Origin of the sequence: Novosphingopyxis sp. YJ-S2-01, assembly GCF_016093175.1 — a bacterium.
Classification (GTDB): Bacteria; Pseudomonadota; Alphaproteobacteria; order Sphingomonadales; family Sphingomonadaceae; genus Novosphingopyxis; species Novosphingopyxis iocasae.
The window spans coordinates 2,004,166-2,022,911 of sequence record NZ_JAEDAI010000001.1 but is presented as its reverse complement, the minus strand read 5'-3'; the positions used below and the strand labels follow the sequence as shown (position 1 = coordinate 2,022,911).

Sequence of the window (18,746 nt, the reverse complement as noted above, 5' to 3'; positions counted from 1 at the left end):
GTAATGAGAGCGATGGCGGAAGGGGTGGGATTCGAACCCACGGATGCTTGCGCATCGGCGGTTTTCAAGACCGCTGCAATCGACCACTCTGCCACCCTTCCTGTGCTGGACAGGCCTGTTCGAGCCGTCCGGTCGCGGGTTCCCTTAGCGTGGTGCCACGCCGCTGCCTAGCCTTGCGCTGAAGCGTGGCGAAGCGGCGACCATTTGCGGTTTCGCGCGCGGTTCATCCGTGCGACAACGACACTGCACCATAGATTTGTGGCCCAAGGGAGTTCTTCATGCCGCGTATTGTTCTGGCAATCGTCACAGGTCTTGCATCGCTGATGCTGGCTAGCTCCCAACCGGCGTTCGCGCAGGATGCCGCGGGCTTTCAGGCCTATTTGACGCAGCTGCGCGCCGCTGCGCTGGCAGAAGGCGTGAGCGCCGCTACGCTCGACCGCGTTCTGCCCACGCTTACGTTCAGCGAAACCGCGATCCGGATCGACCAGAAGGCGAGCGGGGGCGGGGGGAGCGGTGCGATCCCGATGTTCACCGGATCGGATGAGCAGCGCGCTATTATCGGCAAGGCCGGGCCGGGCCGCGACAAATATCGTGAATTGCGTCCCCAGCTCGATCAGATCGAGCGCGAACTGGGTGTGCCGCCTGGCATCATTCTCGCCATCTACGGCAAGGAGAGCAATTTTGGCAGCTATACCGGCAATTTCGATACGATTAGCGCGCTGGCGACGCTGGCCTATGAAGGACGCCGCCGTGCCTTGTTCGAGGGGGAGGCGATAGCAGCGCTCAAGATGGTCGATCGGGGCGTTCCGCGCACGAAATTGACCGGCAGCTGGGCGGGCGCCATGGGCAAGCCGCAATTCCTGCCGTCTGTCTATTTGCGCCTTGCGGTAGACGAGGACCGCAATGGCTTTGCCGACATCTGGGATAGCGAGGCGGACGCGATGGCGTCGATCGCCAATTATCTGGTTGCCGCGGGATGGCGGGCGGACCGGCCCTGGGGCGTTGCGGTAGACGCGCCCTCCGGTTTCGATCGCAGCGCTTACCGCAATCGCACCGTGCCTACGCGCTGCCCGCGCGTGTTCGAACGGCATAGCCGTTGGATGACGTTAGCCGAATGGGAACAGCTCGGCTTCCGCCCGCAGGCCGGTTTCTGGCCGCAGGACAAGGGCAGGATCCTCGCCACGCTGCTGGAGCCCGACGGCCCCGGCAACACGGCCTATCTGCTTACGGGTAATTACCGCGCGATCCTGGATTATAATTGCTCAAATTTCTACGCGATGGGGGTTGGCCTTCTTGCGGATCAAATCCAGCGCTAAGCTGATCATCCTCGGGCTGATGTCAGCCGAACTGGCGTCCTGTTCCGGCGGTCCGCAGCTTAGGGAAGTTTCCGACAGTCCGGTCAAGATTGGCGCTCCCTATACTGTGCGCGGCGCGACCTACGTTCCTGCCGATGATCCGGCTTATGACGCGGTAGGCTATGCCAGTTGGTACGGCGGCGCGCATGAGGGGAGAGCGACGGCGCGGGGCGAGCCTTTTCGCAAGTCCGCGATCACCGGCGCGCACCGCACGCTGCCGCTACCAAGCTATGTCGAGGTGACTGCCCTGGAGACCGGACGCACCATCCTTCTGCGCATTAACGACCGCGGGCCATTTGTGGCCGGGCGCATTATCGATCTTTCGGAAGGTGCGGCGGAAGAACTTGGCGTCAAGGCAGCAGGGATTGCGCCGGTCCGTGTCCGACGCGTCGAACCGCGCGAGAGCGAGCGGCAACGCCTGCGCCAAGGCAAGCGCGTTAACAGGCCCAGCGCATCGCCGCGTGAACTCGCTGGGTTGCGTACCAGATTGAACCAAGGCGGCGGCGTGACGTCATGGCAACAGGTCGCACCGCAATCCTCTGTTCTCTATGTCCAAGTCGCCAGTTTCTCGGAGAAGGCCAATGCGTCGCGGCTCGCTTCGCGCCTTGGCGCCAGCATTCGGCCAAGCGGCTCAGGTCACTGGCAGGTGCTGCTCGGCCCCTATTCTTCTGGCGAAGCCGCACGCGTAGGGGTGGAAGCGGCGCGCCGGGCGGGCTATTCGGACGCGATGATCCTGAATCGCTGATCGAACCTGTTTGTCCTCACTCCATCTATCGACGGAATTTCATGCGCCATTTCCTCAGTCTCGCCGCCGCCCTTACGCTTGCCGTTCCCGCCTCCGCCCAGGCACCGAGTTATGACAGCACAGCTCCGATCGCCTATATGGTCGATCTGAGTTCCGGCGCGGTTCTCTATTCGCGCGCAGCGGACAAGCGCATGCCCCCGGCCTCGATGGCCAAGATGATGACGGTGCTGGTCGCTTTCGATCTGATCGACGGCGGCAAGGTGAACGCCGACAAGAAAATTCTGGTCGGCGAGGATTCCTGGCGCGAATGGAATAATCGTGGATCGTCCATGTTTCTTGGCGTCAACGAGCAGGTTTCCGTGCGCAATCTGCTGCACGGCATCGTGACGCTTTCGGGCAATGACGCCACCGTGGTCCTGGCCAAGGGGCTTGCCGGCTCGGAGCAGGCGTTCGTCGGCATGATGAACGAGAAGGCCCGCAAGATCGGCATGAGCAACAGCCATTTCGGCAATACGAACGGCTGGCCTGACGAAGGCGTTACCTATGTGACCGCGAAAGACCTGGCCACGCTCGCCAAGGCGACGATCGAAGAGCATCCGAAGCTTTACGAAGAATATTACGGGCAGCATAATTTCACTTGGCAGGGCATCAAGCAGCCAAACCGCAATCCGCTGATCGGCAAGGTGCAAGGTGCCGACGGGCTCAAGACCGGCCACACTGAAGAGGCCGGCTATGGATTTACCGGATCGGCCGAACAGAATGGCCGCCGCTTGGTGGAGGTCGTCGCCGGGCTCGACACCTATAACAACCGTATCAAGGAATCCGTTGCCTTCATGAACTGGGGCTTCGGTGCATGGACGACCAAGCCCCTCTATAAAAAGGGTACGGAAGTCATTGAAGCGAAGGTGCAGCAGGGCGGCTCTCGCAGCGTTCCGCTCGTTGCACCGCGCGATCTAGCCGTGACGCTGCCGGCGACGCAGGGCGGCGATTACAAAGTTGCGGTGCGCTATGAGGGGCCGCTCACCGCGCCGATCGCGAAAGGGGCCAAGGTGGCGGACCTGATCGTGACCACGGCGGACGGATCGACCCAGCAAATGCCGCTGGTGGCTGGCGAGGATGTGGGAGAGGCCGGCATTTTTTCCCGCATCTGGAACGGCTTCCTGTCGCTTTTCGCCTGATGGAACGGGGCCGTTTCATCGCACTGGAGGGGGGCGAGGGGACCGGCAAGTCCACGCAGGTGAAGGCGCTGGCCGCCGAGCTTTCGCGCCGCGGCATCGATGTGGTTACCACCCGCGAGCCAGGCGGAACGGTGGGGGCCGAGGCGATCCGCGATTTACTGCTGGAAGGAGCGGCAGATCGCTGGACGCCGGAGAGCGAGGCATTGCTATTTGCCGCGGCGCGTGCCGATCATGTCGCCAAGCTGATCCGCCCGGCAATCGAACAGGGCCAATGGGTTTTGAGCGACCGTTATGTCGACAGCTCGCGCGCCTATCAGTCGGCCAGCGGACTGCCGGACGATGACTTGATGACATTGCACCGCATCGGGAGCGGCGGATTATTGCCCGATCGCGTGTTGTTGCTGGAACTGCCCGAGGGCGAGGCAGGACGACGCGCCCATCGTCGCGACGGCGGGGCAGGCGATCGCATCGGCGGGCGGGACGAGCAGTTCCATGCCGATGTCGCCGGCGCGTTCCGCCGCTACGCTGCGGCCGAACCGGATCGCTTTCGTCGGATTGAAGCAAGCGGGACACCCGAAGACGTCACTCGCGCTCTGGTTTCGGCGCTCGGCGACTATATCTCGTGACGCGATGACAAACTTCATCGGACATGATCGCGCGGAAGCGGCGGTTCTCGCCGGTTTGGCCGAAGGACGGCTTCACCACGCCTGGCTTCTGAGCGGGCCGAAGGGCATGGGCAAGGCCAGTTTCGCGCTACGCGCCGCGCGGTTGCTTCTGAGCGATAGTGATGGACTCGAAGGTTTCTCCGCTTCGGAAGAAGGGCAGGCAGCTGCGTTGATCCGCGCCGGATCACATCCCGACCTGAAGATTTTGCAGCGCCTACCCAAGAAGGACGGGGTCGATCCGGAAGATGTCAGCGATGAGGCGGATCTCAAGCGCAATATCAGCGTCGATCAGGTGCGATCGCTGCAGCCATTGCTCGGCGGTAAGACGTCGATCGCGCCGCGGCGTGTCATCATAGTGGATGCCGCTGATGATCTGGAGCGCAGCGGTGCTAACGCGCTTCTGAAAAACCTGGAAGAACCGCCGGAAAACACTGTGTTTTTCCTAGTTTCACATGCACCGCAGCGACTGCTTCCGACCATTCGTTCGCGCTGCCGGGTTCAGCGTTTCGACCCCTTGAGCGATGAACAGATGGATGCTTTCCTGCGTTCCGCACTGCCCGATCTGCCGGACCAGGACCGTGCAGCGTTGATCCTCGCCGCGGAAGGATCGCCGGGCCGCGCGATCGCCATGCATGGGCTCGATCTCGGTGCGCTCGACCGGCAGCTGGCGCAGATTTACCGCGAGGGCGATCGCAGCGGCAGCCTGGGATCCGGACTTGCGCAAAAGCTTTCGCTGAAAGCCGCGAATGAGCGATATCTCGCCTTTCTGGAGCAGGCGCCTGCTTATTTCGCAGCCATCGCGCGCGAGACCCCCCCTGCCCAAGTGGCCCCTGTAATCGATGCCTGGCGTGAAGCCAGCGACCTTGCCGCACGCGCCGTCCCGCTTACGCTGGACAAGCAGAGTGTGGTTTTTCGCATGGCGCGGTTGCTGGCAGGCCTCTCTGCCCATAGGGATGCACGGCAATGACCGACACCAGCCCATTCTACGTCACCACCGCGATCAATTATCCCAATGGCAAGCCGCATATCGGCCACGCCTATGAAGGGATTGCGGCCGACGTCATCGCCCGTTTCCGCCGCTCCCAGGGACGCGAGGTCCGTTTCCAGACCGGCGTCGACGTCCATGGCCTGAAGATGGTGAAGACCGCGCGCGAAAAGGGCCTCGAGCCGTCCGAATTCGCGGCACAGATGACACCGCACTTCACTGAGCTGTGTGAGCGTTACCGGATCAGCTGTGATCGGTTTATCAGCACGAGCGAGGACGCCAACCACATCGCCGCGCAGGAAATCTGGAAGCGGATGGAAGCGAGCGGCGATCTCTATCGGGACCGCTACGAAGGATGGTATTCGGTTCGCGACGAAGCTTATTATGCGGAGGGCGAACTGCTGGACGGGGAAGGGGGCGCAAAGCTCTCCCCGCAGGGAACGCCGGTGGAATGGACGGTCGAAGAAAGCTGGTTCTTCCGTCTTTCAGCCTATCAGGAGCGTCTGCTGGCGCTCTATGCCGACCATCCGGAGTTCATCCAGCCTGATAGCCGCCGCAACGAGGTCATCCGCTTTGTCGAAGGTGGCCTTAACGACTTATCTATCTCGCGCACCAGTTTCGATTGGGGCGTGCCGGTGCCGGATGATCCGGATCATGTGATGTATGTCTGGATCGATGCGCTCACCAATTATCTGAGCGGCCTTGGCTTTCCTGACGACAAGGATGGACTGGTCGAAAAATTCTGGCCCGCGAATGTCCACCTGATCGGCAAGGACATCGTACGCTTTCATGCGGTTTACTGGCCGGCGTTCCTGCTGAGCGCGGGGATCGAATTGCCGCATCAGGTGCACGCTCATGGGTTCATCCTCAATCGCGGGCAGAAGGAATCCAAATCGCTCGGCAATGTCACCGATCCCATCGCGTTGGCAGACCGCTTCGGATCGGACGCCATCCGTTATTTCCTGATGCGTGACGTCAGTTTCGGTCAGGACGGCAGCATTTCAGATGAGGCCATCGTGACCCGCGCGAATGCTGACCTCGCAAACAGCTTCGGCAATCTCGCACAGCGGACATTGTCGATGATCCACAAGAACCTGGATGGCAAACTAGCTACTGGATGGGAACCGGCAGAAGCTGATCTTGAGCTTCAGGCGCTCGTCCAGAATGCATGCGGTGAGGAGCTGCCGGAAGCATTCGAGCGCTTTGCGTTCTCGCACGGTCTCGAGGCGTGGATGCGGGCGGTGTTCGCGTGCAATCAATATGTCGATGAGCAAGCGCCCTGGACGCTCAAGAAAACCGATCCCGAACGGATGGCGGCGGTTTTGAGCCAGCTTTTCATGTGCATCCGCACGCTTGCGATAGCGATTGCTCCGATCGTTCCGGACGCGGCGGAGAAGCTGCTCGATCAAATGGGTATCGAAGCCCGCAACTGGCGCGATATCGCTGATCAAAATTGGTACCAGGCACGCGCCGCCGGCGCGCCGCTTGGCAAACCCGAGGGCATTTTTCCGCGATTGGAATTGGAGGCGACCGATGCTGGTCGATAGCCACTGCCATCTGAATTATGACGGGCTGGTCGATCGGCAGCAGGAAGTGCTCGCCGCCGCCCGTGCGCGCGGCGTTTCCGCCATGCTCAATATATCGACCCGCGAAAGCGAATGGGACGATGTGGTGGCGACCGCCGAACGCGAGTCTGACGTCTGGGCCTCGATCGGCATTCATCCGCACGAGGCGGATGCCCATCCAGAAGTGGACACCGCCAAGCTGGTAGCAGCCGCTGAGCGCGCCCGCGTGATCGGCATCGGCGAAAGCGGTCTCGATTATTATTATGATCATAGCGACCGCGATCAGCAGCGGCGCGGCTTCCGCGCGCATGTAGCAGCGAGCCGCGAAACCGGACTGCCGCTGATCATCCACACCCGCGAGGCCGAGGTCGATACCTTTCAAATCCTGCAGGAGGAGATGGGGAAGGGGGCTTTTCCGGCCCTGATACACTGCTTCACCGCCAGCGCCGATTTCGCGGAGAAGGTGCTGAACCTCGGCCTCTACATTTCGATTTCCGGTATCGTGACGTTCAAGAATGCCAAGGAGTTGAAAGACGTAGCAGCCAAAGTTCCCGATGACAGGCTACTTGTCGAAACCGACAGCCCGTTTCTGGCGCCCGTTCCGCATCGCGGAAAACCCTGCGAACCAGCATTCGTTGCTGATACGGCCGCCTATGTTGCAGAGCTTCGCAGCGTCTCGATCGAACAGCTCGGCGAAAGCACGACGGAGAATTTCTACACGCTCTTTTCAAAGGCGGTCCGGTGAAGCTGCGGGTTCTGGGCAGCGGGACCAGTTCGGGTGTTCCGCGGATCGGCAATGATTGGGGCGATTGCGACCCCGGTGATCCGCGTAACCGGCGCCGGCGTGCCTCGATCCTGATCGAGCATGACGGAAAGAACATCATCGTCGACACAGGGCCGGACTGCCGTGAGCAACTGCTGGATGCGAATGTAGCCACGCTCGACGCGGTGATCTGGACGCATGAGCATGCCGATCATTGCCATGGGATCGATGAGCTGCGCGGCGTTTATTTCAACAATCGGGGCACGGTACAGGGCTATGCGCGCGAACGCACTCAGGCGATCCTGACCGACCGTTTTCCGTATGCCTTCCAGGGCTTCAACGAATATCCCGCTTATGCCAGCGTCGATCTTTTACCCGACGACAGCATGATCGCAGGTGTTCGGGTGCGCGTGGTCGATCTGCCGCACGGTCCCATCAGCTCTGCGGCAATGCGTTTCGACATCGGCGATGTGGCCATGGCTTATGCGACGGACTTCAACGAGTTAACCGATGAAGCTCGCAAACTGTTCAAAGGCGTCGATCTGTGGGTGGTGGACTCGGTGCGGCGCCGTCCGCATCCGACGCATCCGCATCTTGCGCAGGTTCTGCGGTGGATCGACGATTTGGGCGTCAAGCAGGCGGCGCTGACCCATCTCGACCAGTCGATGGACTATGTCACACTAAAAGCTGAGCTGCCGGAGCATGTGGAACCGGCCTATGACGGACTGGAATTCGTCTGGTGATCGGCGGCGGCCTGGGCGTGAACCTGATCTGGGCGATCGGCATTCTGGTGCTTTGCATTAGCTCGCTCATGGCACGGCGCGTACCGCTGAAAGGCGCTGTGCGCATCGGACTGATCTGGGTGGCCATATTCGTTGCAGCCTATCTCATCATAAACTTGATCACAGATTTAACATAATATGTATTATCGCACTTAGAATGGCCGAAACTCGGAACAGCCTTAACGACCTCGTAACCATCATGGCGCGTCTGCGCGACCCGCAAGGTGGATGCGAATGGGACTTGGCCCAGACCTTCGCCAGCATCGCGCCCTATACCATTGAAGAGGCCTATGAAGTTGCCGACGCGATCGCGCGTGGCTCCATGCCCGAACTGAAGGATGAGCTTGGCGATCTGCTACTCCAAGTGGTCTTCCACGCGCGGATGGCCGAGGAAGCTGGTGCTTTCGCCATTGAGGATGTGATCGAAGCGATCTGCGACAAGATGGTCCGCCGCCATCCCCATATCTTCGATCAAAGTTCGCCCAATGAAACTCACGCTATCGAACAGCGCTGGGAAGAGATCAAGGCGGCCGAACGCGGCGATGTTGGCGTGCTGGACGGTGTTGCGCTGGCACTACCTGCGCTGCTGCGAGCGCAGAAGATCCAGAAGCGCGCGGCCCGCGTGGGCTTTGACTGGCCCGACGCAAGTGGCGCGAAAGCCAAGATTATTGAGGAACTGGACGAGGCCGAAGCGGCGACGAGCGCCGCGGATGTGGAGGACGAGGTCGGTGATCTCCTCTTCGCCGTGGTCAACTACGCGCGGCATCGTGCCGTCGATCCGGAAACCGCGCTTCGCGGTGCGACGGCGAAATTCGAACGGCGCTTCCGCCAGATGGAAAAGTCTTCGGATCAACCCCTTGGAAGCTTAACCCTCGAAAGCCTCGAAGAACTGTGGGCTGCCGCCAAGCGTGCTCAGGCATCTTCAACGGACTGATCAAGACGCCGGAAACGCCCCCAATTGCGCTCCGACATGCGAACGTTCAATTCTGTCATCTCGCCATCCTGCGATTGACCCAGCACCCGTCCATTCTCATGCAGCCAGGCGAGCAGACGTCCCTCACCCGCCGGTAAACGCACGACTGCTTCCCGGTCGTCCGCAGTCAACTTGCCTGCGACCAGCTCGCGCATAGCCTCGACGCCCTCACCGGTAACGGCCGAGATCGTAGCCACGTCGTACAGGCTCGCCGCCGCTTCTGCCAGATCGGCTCGCTGCTCAGATCCGATAAGGTCGATCTTGTTCCAGACCTCAAGGATCGGAATCGGATCTTCCTCCCCTTCCCCGTTCACGCCCAGGTCGCGAAGGATGGCCAAAACATTGGCCCGCTGCGCATCGCTTTCCTCATGCGCAATATCGCGCACATGGACGATCAGATCCGCTGCCGTCACTTCCTCCAACGTCGCCCGGAAGGCAGCAATGAGTTCGGTCGGCAAATCGGAAACGAAGCCGACGGTATCTGACAATATTGCTTTATCCAGACCGGGCAGGCTGATCTCACGCATGGTGGGATCAAGCGTGGCGAACAACAGATCTTCCGCCATGACGTCACTTCCGGTCAGGCGGTTGAAAAGCGTCGACTTTCCGGCATTGGTATAGCCGACCAACGCCACGACCGGCCAGGGAGCGCGCTGACGCCGGTCGCGGTGCAGCGAGCGCGTGCGGCGCACATCCTCCAGTTCCCGGCGCAGTTTGGCCATGCGATCACGGATCAGGCGACGGTCGGCTTCGATCTGGGTTTCACCCGGACCGCCTAGAAAGCCGAAGCCGCCGCGCTGGCGTTCAAGGTGCGTCCAGCTGCGGACGAGACGACCGGCCTGATAATCAAGATGGGCAAGCTCAACCTGCAGACGACCTTCGGCGGTTGCTGCGCGCTCACCAAAAATTTCGAGGATGAGCCCGGTGCGGTCGATCACCTTGGTGCCGGTCTTGTCCTCCAGGTTGCGCTGCTGGATTGCGCTTAGCTGCGCGTCAACGATCAGCAGTTCAGCATCGTTCTCCTCGATCGCCGCCGCGATTTCCTCAACCTGCCCGCCGCCCAGTAGGGTGGCTGCGCGCGGTGCGCGCACGCGATAGGTGCGCGAATCCACGACATTCAGCCCGATTGCGAGGGCCAGTCCCCTGCCCTCCTCAAGCCGCGCGTCGGCGTCGAAACCGGACTCTCGGTGGATCTGCGGGAGGACCAGCACGGTACGGGCACCGCGGGAAAATTCATCCTCGCGGCCAAGCGTAAAACCGGTACTCAATCGTCCTCCTCGTCTTCGCGGTTATATTCGGCAAGGTTGATCGGCTGCAGCGGCTGAACGGTCGACACGGCGTGTTTGTAAACGAGCTGGCACATATTTTCCCGCTCCAGCAGCAGCGAGAACAGGTCATATGCGCGGATCGTCCCCTGCAGCATTACACCGTTCACCAGGAACATCGTCACCGGCTCCTCGGTATCGCGCACGGCATGGAGGAACACCTCCTGCAACACGCCCTTGCGGTTGTTCGCGGACGCCATCAGGTCGTCGAACTGGTCCATCTCGACAGGCTCACTGGCCATTACGGTGCTAATCGCATGCTTGTAGACAAGCTGGGCCTGGCCATCGCGGCGCAGAAGCACGGAAAAATTGTCGAACCAGGTAATGATACCCTGCAGTTTTACGCCTTTGACCAAAAACATCGTTACCGGCGTCTTGGTCTTGCGCAGATTGTTCAGGAACAGGTCCTGAAGTCCGTTATTTCCATCTGCCATTCGATTGTTCCCCCGAATTTGGCGGGCGTTCGTCCCCGCGGATTATTGTTATCGTCACTCTGTCTGCCGAGGGCTCAATCGCCTTCCTTCTTCCGATCGGAAATTCCGAGAAGCTTGAGCTTCCTGTGCAGGGCAGAGCGCTCCATACCGATGAACGTAGCCGTGCGAGACACGTTCCCCGAAAAACGCCGGATCTGGATGCGAAGATATTCGCGTTCAAAGGTTTCCCTGGCTTCGCGCAGCGGCGATCCCATCATGTTGGTGATTGCGGACCCCGAATTTCCATCCTGTCCCATCACTTCCGGCGGCAACATGTCGAGTTCGATCTTGTCCCGCCGCTCGACCGGGGAAAGAATGATCGTCCGCTCGATCACATTGCGGAGTTGGCGGACATTACCCGGCCACTCACATGATTGCAGCGCTGCCATCGCCTCTTCGGTAATCTCGGGCGGCGCAATATGCTGTTCGCTGGAGAACCGGGCGACGAAATGACGGGCCAGCGCCGGGATATCCTCGCGCCGCTCGGTCAACGGCGGCAGATCGATGGGAACCACGTTGAGCCTGTAGAACAGATCTTCCCGGAACCGCTTTGCCTCAATTTCCTCCGCAAGATCGCGCGAGGTGGAAGAGATGAAGCGCACGTCGACACGAACAGGACGGCTGCCGCCGACGCGGATAAAGCTCTGATCGGTTAGCACACGCAGAATTTTCCCTTGCGTGTTGAGCGGCATATCCGCGACCTCGTCGATAAACAGGGTGCCGCCATGGGCTCGCTCAAGCAGGCCAGCCTGAATAAGGCGCCCCTCCCGCTCCATCCCAAACAGTTCTTCCTCGACATGGTCCGGTGCCATGCGTGCAGCGCTGACGGTGACGAAAGCCGCCGAAGCGCGCGGGCTCCAGCCATGCAAAAGCCGCGCGGCCACTTCCTTGCCCACACCCGCCGGCCCGGTAATCAGCAAACGACTTCCCGTGCCGGCCACACGCTTAAGCGTCGCGCGGACATTGTTGATGGTACTGGAATTGCCGGTCAGTTCCTCAGCCTGTCCCACCTTTTCTTTGAGGACGGCGTTCTCCTGCTTCAGCCGCTCGGTCTCCGTAGCGCGATTGACGAGGTGAATCAGCCGCTCGGCCTCGAAAGGCTTCTCAATGAAGTCGACGGCGCCCATGCCTACCGCGGCAACCGCGGTATCGATATTTCCATGACCGGAGAATACGATCACCGGAAGATCCGGATCGCGGCTCTTTACTTCTTTGAGGATTTCGAGACCGTCCATTTTCGAGCCGCGGAGCCAGACATCGAGAAGCAGAAGCGACGGACGACGTTCGTTGATTGCGTCCATCGCGCTATCGCTGTTCTCGGCCGTTCGCGTTTCGAAGCCCTCGTCAGAGAGCACGCCCGCAACGAGATCACGAATGTCCTTTTCGTCATCGACTATGAGGATATCGAGCGACATTAATTCTTGTCCTTCGGGCCGTTCTGGTCGTCACTGAGTTTGTTGCCGCCGGGCGTACCCAACAACGCGGGAGAGAAGCGCAAGGTTACGCAAGTGCCGCCATCAGCGGAGTCGCTGAAGCCGATCTCTGCGAAATGCTCCTCCACGATCTTCTTCACAATCGCGAGGCCGAGGCCGGTGCCGCTAGCGCGGGTGGTCATATAAGGTTCGACGATGCGATCGCGGTCCTCGGGCAATCCGATGCCGTTATCACTAATCTCGACACGGATGTCATCGTCGCTCTTTGCGATCCGGACGCCAATCCGGCCATCGGAGAGATTGAAACCGGGATCGGCCTGAGCACGTTCATCGACCGCTTCCACCGCGTTCTTGATGATATTGGTGAACGCTTGGCCGATCTGGCGTCGATCGCACACGAGCTCTACATCGTCATCCGGCGCGTTGAGATCGAAAATGATATCGGGGTGTGCGACTTCGTGAAGCAATAGCGACTGTTTGACCATATCCTGCAGGCTCTCGCTGCGGAAAACGGGCTTGGGCATTCGTGCGAAGGCCGAGAACTCGTCGACGATATTGCGAAGGTCGCCAACCTGACGAATGATCGTGCCGGTAAGTTCCAGGAAGACGTCGCCATCTTTCGCAATATCTTTGCCGAACTTGCGCTTCAGCCGCTCGGCGGCGAGCTGGATCGGGGTGAGAGGGTTCTTGATTTCGTGCGCGATGCGGCGGGCGACATCGGCCCAGGCGGCGCGGCGCTGGTCCACCAGTTGCTGCGTAATATCTTCGAACGTCAGAACCTTGGCGTCAGGCCGGACGGACAGATTCACGGCGAGCGTGCGGGCATCGTCACCGCCGCCGAACTGCATCACCGCGCGCTCTTCTCCTCCATCGACCAGATCCGCCATAGCGGGCGAAACATCGCGCAGCGGCCTATCGATAAGACCCTGGCCATCGCTGCCGAGCAGTTGCTGGGCGATGCTGTTGGCAAGACGGATGCGCCCATCGTCGCCAAGGCTGACAATGCCGGCCGTCACCGATTCCAGCACGGTTTCGATGAACGCGCGGCGTCCATCGAGCTGACTGTTCGCAGCAAGCAGATCGGATGTCTGGATTTCGAGGCGCTCCGTCATGCGATTGAAGGAGCGGCGCAAAATTCCGATTTCATCCGGCTGGTCGTCGACGATCGGCACGCGCGTGGAAAATTTGCCGTCGGCCACATTCTGCGCGGCATAGACCAGCTCGGTAACCGGATTGACCAGCCGGTCCGCCACCAGCAACGCCACCCATACGGCAACACCGATAATCAGCAGTGAGATCAGGAACAGCGCGGCATTGAACTGAAGCTGCAGACTGCGCGATCGCTCGGCCAGCGCGCGATAATCGTTCAACACCTCCTGCGCGCGGTCTCCCATCGTGAAGCCGGCCGAATTTACGGTGCGGGTGGTGTAAAGATAAAGTCCGCTCTCCGGAAAAATCGGCGTCGCGGATTCGATCTTATCCGCGTCGGCCTGCACCACGATCTGCTCGCCGGACTTAAGCTGGTGCATGATGTCCGGCCCTATCCATTGGGGATCGCCCGTCGGTGTGCCCTCCGAACCTGCCACCGCGGCCGTGCGCTGGCGCCCGTCCTCGCCCAGTTGGACCATGACCGCCTGGTTGAATTTACGGCCCACGGTTTGAACGACATAGGCATCCTGAAAGGCGGGCGACTGCAGGCTTGTCTGGCCGAGCACGATCCTGAGATCGCTCGCCATGGTGAGCGTTTCGTCGCGCACGTCGTTCAGTTTTTCGGCGTAATAGCCCTTGGAGAGCGAAACCGAATTTTCGATCATTCCGCGCGCCGGGTCCGAGAACCAGAATTGCACACCGCTCTGAAACAGGATCGAGGCAAAGATCACGACCAGCAAGGTCGGCACCGCGGCGATCAGCGAGAACAGCGCCACCAGCCGGACATGGAGCCGCCCCTTGCTGCCGATCGACGACCGCGCCGCGCGGCGCAGCGCCATCCTCCGGCCGCCTAGGACAAGAATTGCAGTAGCGGGCAAAAGATTGGCAACAAGCAGAGCTGCCATGACCACGGGACTGAGCGGCACATTGTTGCTGCCCTGGCCAGAAAGCACCCAGTAGGTAAGACCGGCAATCAGGAGCATCCCGATCGCGCTGACCCACTCCCATATGGAGATGGCACGTTCGCCGCCGGCAAAGTCTGCCAGTCGGGAGAAGACGCTTCGGCGGCGTTCGCTTATCTCAACGTCCAATCGGGGCGCGCTAGTGGCCATCAGGACACAGTTAGCCCATCAACGTGGCCGGTTCACCACAAAAAGCGGTCTAAAAGCGATATTCACCGTCCGCTGGACCCGGCTGGACGCGTCAGGCCGCTTCTGCACGCTCCAGATAGGGCTCGTAGAAGCGGGCGAGCATATCGCGCACCTTCTTCGGGTCCGGCTCCTGATTCACTGCATTGCGCCATTCTGCCGAACCGGGCAGCCCCTTGACGTACCAGCCCAGATGCTTGCGCGCGCACCGGGCGCCGACATCTGGACCATAATGATCCATCATTGCCAGATAATGCTCATCGATCAGGCGATATTGTTCCGTCAGCGAGGGATCGGGCAGACGGGTGCCGTCCGCCAGCCAGCGCATCACCTGCCCGAGCAGCCACGGCTTTCCATAAGCGCCGCGGCCGATCATGACGCCATCCGCCCCGCTTTGCTCCAACGCCTTGTCGGCATCCTCGATGGAGCAGATGTCGCCATTGGCGATGACGGGAAGGTTCGTGGCCTCTTTCACCTTTGCAATGAACGACCAGTCCGCCGTCCCCTTGTACATCTGGCAGCGCGTGCGGCCATGCACGGTGATCAGCTTGGCGCCGACATCCTCGGCAATATGCGCAAGTTCCGGCGCGTTCAGGCTCGAATGGTCCCAGCCCATGCGCATCTTTACAGTGACCGGCACCTTCACCGCATTCACGGTCGCCTCGATCAGGCGGCGCGCCAGCGGAAGATCGCGCATCAGAGCAGAGCCTGCATCGCCATTGACGACCTTTTTTACCGGGCAGCCCATATTGATATCGATAATCGCCGCGCCGCGATCTTCATTCAGCTTCGCCGCCTCGGCCATCACTTGCGGATCGCAGCCGGCAAGCTGCATCGAGACCGGCTCCTCTGCCGGGTCCCACGCCGCCTTCTGTACCGATTGGAGCGTCTCACGGATCATCGCCTGGCTGGCGATCATCTCGGTCACGTTGAGGCCGGAGCCATAGCGGCGCACAAGCTTTCGGAACGGCATGTCCGTCACACCGGTCATTGGCGCCAGGATCACCGGCTGCGCAATGGTGATGTCGCCGATCTGGATGGGCGAAAGCCGCATATCGTAAGTCCGCATGTTGACAGGAAGGAGGCTGGTTAGACCCGCGTGTTAGACCGCTAAATAGCGTTAAAGCGCTTGGCGGACAAGATCAGGGGGCGCTAAGGGCGCGGCGATGGCGCAAGACCTGCATATCCTGATCGTCGCTGCCGGCAGCGGAAGCCGCGTCGGCGGCAATGTGCCGAAGCAGTATCGCTCTTATCTCGGCAAGCCACTGCTTCGCTGGAGCGCCGAACGCTTCGCGCAGGATAAGCGGGTCCGCTCGCTGACGATCGCTATCGGCGCCGGGCAAGAGGGAGAAGCGCTGGCAGCGCTTGGCGGTATCAAAGCAAAGCTCATCACCGGCGGTGCCACCCGGCGCGATAGTGTACGAAACGGGCTGGAACATCTGGCTGCACATGGCGCGCAGGGCGTAGTTTTCATTCACGACGCCGCACGGCCGGATGTGCCGGATAGCGTGATCGAAGCGTTGATGACCGCACTGGCAATTGCGCCCGGAGCAACTCCTGTTCTGCCGGTTGCCGATAGCATTATCCGGGCGGAGGACGGAGTTATTGTCCCGCGCGAGGCCCTTCGCCGCGTCCAGACACCGCAGGCGTTCGACCTTCAGGCCATCCTTGCCGCCCACCGTGCCTGGCCAGAGGATCGGGATGCGAGCGACGATGCCCAGATGCTGCGCGCAAGCGGGGGAGAAGTAGCGTTGGTGCCGGGCGATGAGCGTTTGAAAAAGATCACCTTTGCGGAGGACTTCATGGAACTGAGCCCCCTGCCCCCCTTCCGCATCGGGACGGGATATGACGTGCATCGCCTGGTTCGCGGTGAAGAATTGTGGCTGTGCGGCGTTTTGTTCGATCACGACTTCGGCCTTGCCGGCCACAGCGACGCCGATGTGGTGCTTCACGCGATCACCGACGCGATCCTGGGCGCGATCGGGGCTGGGGACATTGGCAGTCATTTCCCGCCAAGCGATCCCCAATGGCGCGGCGCGCGATCGGACCGTTTCCTGGCCCATGCGGTGGCGCTAGCAGATGCCGCGCACTACATGATCGGCAATATCGATTGCACGGTGATCTGCGAGGCTCCCAAAATCGGACCGCGGCGCGATGCGATGCGCGAGGAAGTTGCCCGGATCGTCGGCACCGATATCGCACGTATCAGCATTAAGGCGACGACTACTGAGGGCCTGGGCTATACCGGTCGGCGCGAGGCGATCGCCGCCAGCGCCAATGCGCTGCTTCAGAGAAAGGACGAACCATGACCGATACGCTTTTCTCTTCGGAGGTGTACGATCTCGCAAAGCGCGTGATTGACGAGAACAAGGCGATCGGACGCCGGGTGACCGTCGCCGAGAGTTGCACGGGTGGACTGGTATCCGGCGCGCTGACGGAGGTTCCGGGAAGCAGCGCGGTGTTCCAATGCGGCTTCACCACCTATGCCGATGAAGCGAAGATCGCGATGCTGGATGTCGCGCCCGATCTGATCGAGGTGTTCGGCGCAGTTTCGATGGCGGTGGCTTGGGGCATGGCGCAGGGCGCGCTCGCAAAGAGCGACGCGGATGTTGCCGTTGCGATCAGCGGCGTTGCCGGTCCCGGCGGCGGCTCGCCAAACAAGCCGGTCGGCACGGTGGTCTTCGCGAAAGCCAAGCGCGGCGATGATCCCGAGCAGATCCATGCCGATCGCAAGGACTTTGGCGAGGACAAGAGCCGCGCCGAAATTCGCCGTCAGGCGGTGATCTGTGCGCTCGAATTGTTATTGCCCGACGCGCCATAAAGCTCCTCAGCGCGTTTTTCGAACGCACCGATCATCTTCATCAACGCCTTTTCGAAAAACTGGCCGGCCAGGCTCTGGAACAGCCGGTTCTTGAAGGCGAAATCGACCTTGAAGTCGACGATGCAACCGCCTTCCCCGTCGCTCTCGAAGGCCCAGTCGTTGTGAAGATATTGCAAAGGGCCATCGACATATTCGACGTGGATGGCCGTCTTGGGCACCTTTAACACCTTTGAAGTGAAGCTCTCGCGGATCGCCTTGAAGCCCACCACCATATCGGCAATCGTCTCGGTCGGCTGTTCCTTGCGCACGCGCATGGCCACCACCCAGGGCAGGAACTCGGGATAGCTTTTCACGTCCGCGACCAGATCGTACAACTGCTCGGGCGTGTAGGGCATCCGGCGCTTTTCGCTATGGCGGGGCATCAGCGCGCCGCCGCCTTGGCCAGCTTCTCCTCCCGCGCAGCCCGCATCTGCGCGAAATCGTCACCGGCATGATAGCTGGAGCGGGTCAACGGGCTCGATGCGACCATCAGGAAGCCCTTGGCGCGCGCAATCGCAGCGAACGCATCGAAGCCTTTGGGCGGAACGAAGTCCACCACCTCGGCATGCTTGGGCGTCGGCTGGAGATATTGGCCCATTGTGAGGAAGTCGACATCGGCGGAGCGCATGTCGTCCATCACCTGATGCACCTCCAGCCGCTGTTCGCCGAGACCGAGCATGATGCCGGACTTGGTGAAGATCGACGGCGCGTGGCGCTTCATCTGCTCCAGCAGGCGCAGCGAGCTGTAATAGCGCGCGCCCGGACGGATGGTGGGATACAGCCGCGGCACCGTTTCCAGATTATGATTGAACACATCCGGCCCCGCCGCGCCGATCTTCTCGATCGCCTGTTCGTGCTTGTTGCGGAAATCGGGCGTCAGGATCTCGATCGTGGTGCTGGGCGTCTGGTTGCGCAGTTCGTTGATTACTCTGACGAACTGATCCGCGCCGCCGTCCGGTAGATCGTCCCGGTCCACCGACGTGATGACGATATGTTCCAGGCCCATCTTGGCCGCAGCCTCGGCGACATGGCCGGGCTCGGACTTGTCCACGATGCGTGGCATGCCGGTCTTGACGTTACAGAAGGCACAGGCGCGCGTGCAGACATCGCCCAAGATCATCACGGTGGCGTGCTTCTTGGTCCAGCATTCGCCGATGTTCGGGCAGGCGGCCTCTTCGCACACGGTATTCAGGTTCAGCTCGCGCATCAATTTGCGCGTTTCGGCAAACCCCTGGCTGGTCGGGGCCTTCACCCGGATCCAGTCCGGCTTGCGCTTGCGTTCCGGACGATTCTCGGGAACTGGAGTGTTGGTCATGTCGTTCATGACCCGGAAATAGCGACGCCACC

19 protein-coding genes and 1 tRNA gene are annotated in these 18,746 nt (G+C 61.0%); 12 read left to right on the top strand and 8 right to left on the bottom strand.

Translation table 11 applies throughout. From position 1 onward, the window contains the following. Positions 1-13: 13 nt before the first annotated feature. Positions 14-101 (bottom strand) — tRNA-Ser (locus I6A82_RS09920). Positions 102-278: 177 nt separating this feature from the next. On the opposite strand from I6A82_RS09920, the gene I6A82_RS09915 reads away from it, so the two are divergent. Genes I6A82_RS09915 through mazG form a run of 10 tightly spaced genes read left to right on the top strand, consistent with a single transcriptional unit; the run spans position 279 to position 8,972 of the window. Continuing rightward, positions 279-1,316 carry a lytic murein transglycosylase gene (locus I6A82_RS09915; protein ID WP_198094740.1) on the top strand — a complete coding sequence of 346 codons (1,038 nt, stop codon included), beginning with the start codon at positions 279-281 and terminating at the stop codon, positions 1,314-1,316. Then, complete coding sequence (locus tag I6A82_RS09910; protein WP_232343393.1) at positions 1,294-2,100, top strand: septal ring lytic transglycosylase RlpA family protein; 807 nt, start codon at positions 1,294-1,296, stop codon at positions 2,098-2,100. The genes I6A82_RS09915 and I6A82_RS09910 overlap by 23 nt, the downstream gene beginning before the upstream one ends. Positions 2,101-2,141: 41 nt before the next feature. Next, the gene (locus tag I6A82_RS09905; RefSeq protein WP_198094739.1) at positions 2,142-3,278 is read left to right on the top strand and encodes a D-alanyl-D-alanine carboxypeptidase family protein; all 1,137 of its coding nucleotides are present in this window, start codon (positions 2,142-2,144) and stop codon (positions 3,276-3,278) included. Next, complete coding sequence (tmk, locus tag I6A82_RS09900; RefSeq protein WP_198094738.1) at positions 3,278-3,904, top strand: dTMP kinase; 627 nt, start codon at positions 3,278-3,280, stop codon at positions 3,902-3,904. Before I6A82_RS09905 ends, tmk begins: the two co-directional genes overlap by 1 nt. Before the next feature lie 4 nt (positions 3,905-3,908). Continuing rightward, positions 3,909-4,910: a DNA polymerase III subunit delta' gene (locus tag I6A82_RS09895; protein WP_198094737.1), complete on the top strand. Its 1,002-nt coding sequence runs from the start codon at positions 3,909-3,911 to the stop codon at positions 4,908-4,910. After that, complete coding sequence (gene metG / locus I6A82_RS09890) at positions 4,907-6,475, top strand: methionine--tRNA ligase (protein WP_198094736.1); 1,569 nt, start codon at positions 4,907-4,909, stop codon at positions 6,473-6,475. The genes I6A82_RS09895 and metG overlap by 4 nt, the downstream gene beginning before the upstream one ends. Beyond that, complete coding sequence (locus tag I6A82_RS09885) at positions 6,462-7,238, top strand: TatD family hydrolase (protein ID WP_198094735.1); 777 nt, start codon at positions 6,462-6,464, stop codon at positions 7,236-7,238. The genes metG and I6A82_RS09885 overlap by 14 nt, the downstream gene beginning before the upstream one ends. Further along, complete coding sequence (locus I6A82_RS09880) at positions 7,235-7,999, top strand: MBL fold metallo-hydrolase (protein ID WP_198094734.1); 765 nt, start codon at positions 7,235-7,237, stop codon at positions 7,997-7,999. The genes I6A82_RS09885 and I6A82_RS09880 overlap by 4 nt, the downstream gene beginning before the upstream one ends. After that, on the top strand, positions 7,996-8,175 hold the full coding sequence (locus I6A82_RS09875; protein WP_187336142.1) for a hypothetical protein: 180 nt from the start codon (positions 7,996-7,998) through the stop codon (positions 8,173-8,175). Before I6A82_RS09880 ends, I6A82_RS09875 begins: the two co-directional genes overlap by 4 nt. 20 nt (positions 8,176-8,195) lie before the next feature. Next, positions 8,196-8,972, top strand: coding sequence for a nucleoside triphosphate pyrophosphohydrolase (gene mazG / locus I6A82_RS09870; RefSeq protein ID WP_198094733.1), 777 nt, complete (start codon positions 8,196-8,198; stop codon positions 8,970-8,972). On the opposite strand, the gene hflX is transcribed toward mazG, so the two are convergent. The 5 genes from hflX to dusB form a co-directional block, all read right to left on the bottom strand. Then, a complete protein-coding gene (gene hflX / locus I6A82_RS09865; protein WP_198094732.1) occupies positions 8,951-10,279 on the bottom strand; it encodes a GTPase HflX in 1,329 nt (442 codons plus the stop codon). The two genes, mazG and hflX, sit on opposite strands and share 22 nt — an antisense overlap. Beyond that, complete coding sequence (gene hfq / locus I6A82_RS09860; protein ID WP_198094731.1) at positions 10,276-10,770, bottom strand: RNA chaperone Hfq; 495 nt, start codon at positions 10,768-10,770, stop codon at positions 10,276-10,278. The genes hflX and hfq overlap by 4 nt, the downstream gene beginning before the upstream one ends. Before the next feature lie 74 nt (positions 10,771-10,844). Beyond that, positions 10,845-12,224, bottom strand: coding sequence for a nitrogen assimilation response regulator NtrX (ntrX, locus tag I6A82_RS09855; RefSeq protein ID WP_187336138.1), 1,380 nt, complete (start codon positions 12,222-12,224; stop codon positions 10,845-10,847). Next, positions 12,224-14,482: a sensor histidine kinase gene (locus I6A82_RS09850; protein ID WP_198094730.1), complete on the bottom strand. Its 2,259-nt coding sequence runs from the start codon at positions 14,480-14,482 to the stop codon at positions 12,224-12,226. The genes ntrX and I6A82_RS09850 overlap by 1 nt, the downstream gene beginning before the upstream one ends. 112 nt (positions 14,483-14,594) lie before the next feature. Beyond that, positions 14,595-15,593, bottom strand: coding sequence for a tRNA dihydrouridine synthase DusB (dusB, locus tag I6A82_RS09845; protein WP_425498180.1), 999 nt, complete (start codon positions 15,591-15,593; stop codon positions 14,595-14,597). A 112-nt stretch (positions 15,594-15,705) separates the two neighbouring features. Here dusB and I6A82_RS09840 point away from each other — a divergent pair, with 112 nt between their 5' ends. After that, positions 15,706-16,848 (top strand): bifunctional 2-C-methyl-D-erythritol 4-phosphate cytidylyltransferase/2-C-methyl-D-erythritol 2,4-cyclodiphosphate synthase, encoded by a 1,143-nt coding sequence (locus I6A82_RS09840; RefSeq protein ID WP_198094729.1) that lies wholly within the window; start codon positions 15,706-15,708, stop codon positions 16,846-16,848. Then, positions 16,845-17,360 (top strand): CinA family protein, encoded by a 516-nt coding sequence (locus I6A82_RS09835; RefSeq protein WP_198094728.1) that lies wholly within the window; start codon positions 16,845-16,847, stop codon positions 17,358-17,360. Before I6A82_RS09840 ends, I6A82_RS09835 begins: the two co-directional genes overlap by 4 nt. Here I6A82_RS09835 and I6A82_RS09830 read toward each other — a convergent pair. Together I6A82_RS09830 and lipA are read right to left on the bottom strand one after the other, a co-directional pair. Next, on the bottom strand, positions 17,312-17,782 hold the full coding sequence (locus tag I6A82_RS09830; protein ID WP_198094727.1) for a type II toxin-antitoxin system RatA family toxin: 471 nt from the start codon (positions 17,780-17,782) through the stop codon (positions 17,312-17,314). The two genes, I6A82_RS09835 and I6A82_RS09830, sit on opposite strands and share 49 nt — an antisense overlap. Continuing rightward, positions 17,782-18,723, bottom strand: coding sequence for a lipoyl synthase (gene lipA / locus I6A82_RS09825; RefSeq protein WP_198095575.1), 942 nt, complete (start codon positions 18,721-18,723; stop codon positions 17,782-17,784). The genes I6A82_RS09830 and lipA overlap by 1 nt, the downstream gene beginning before the upstream one ends. Positions 18,724-18,746 lie beyond the last annotated feature (23 nt).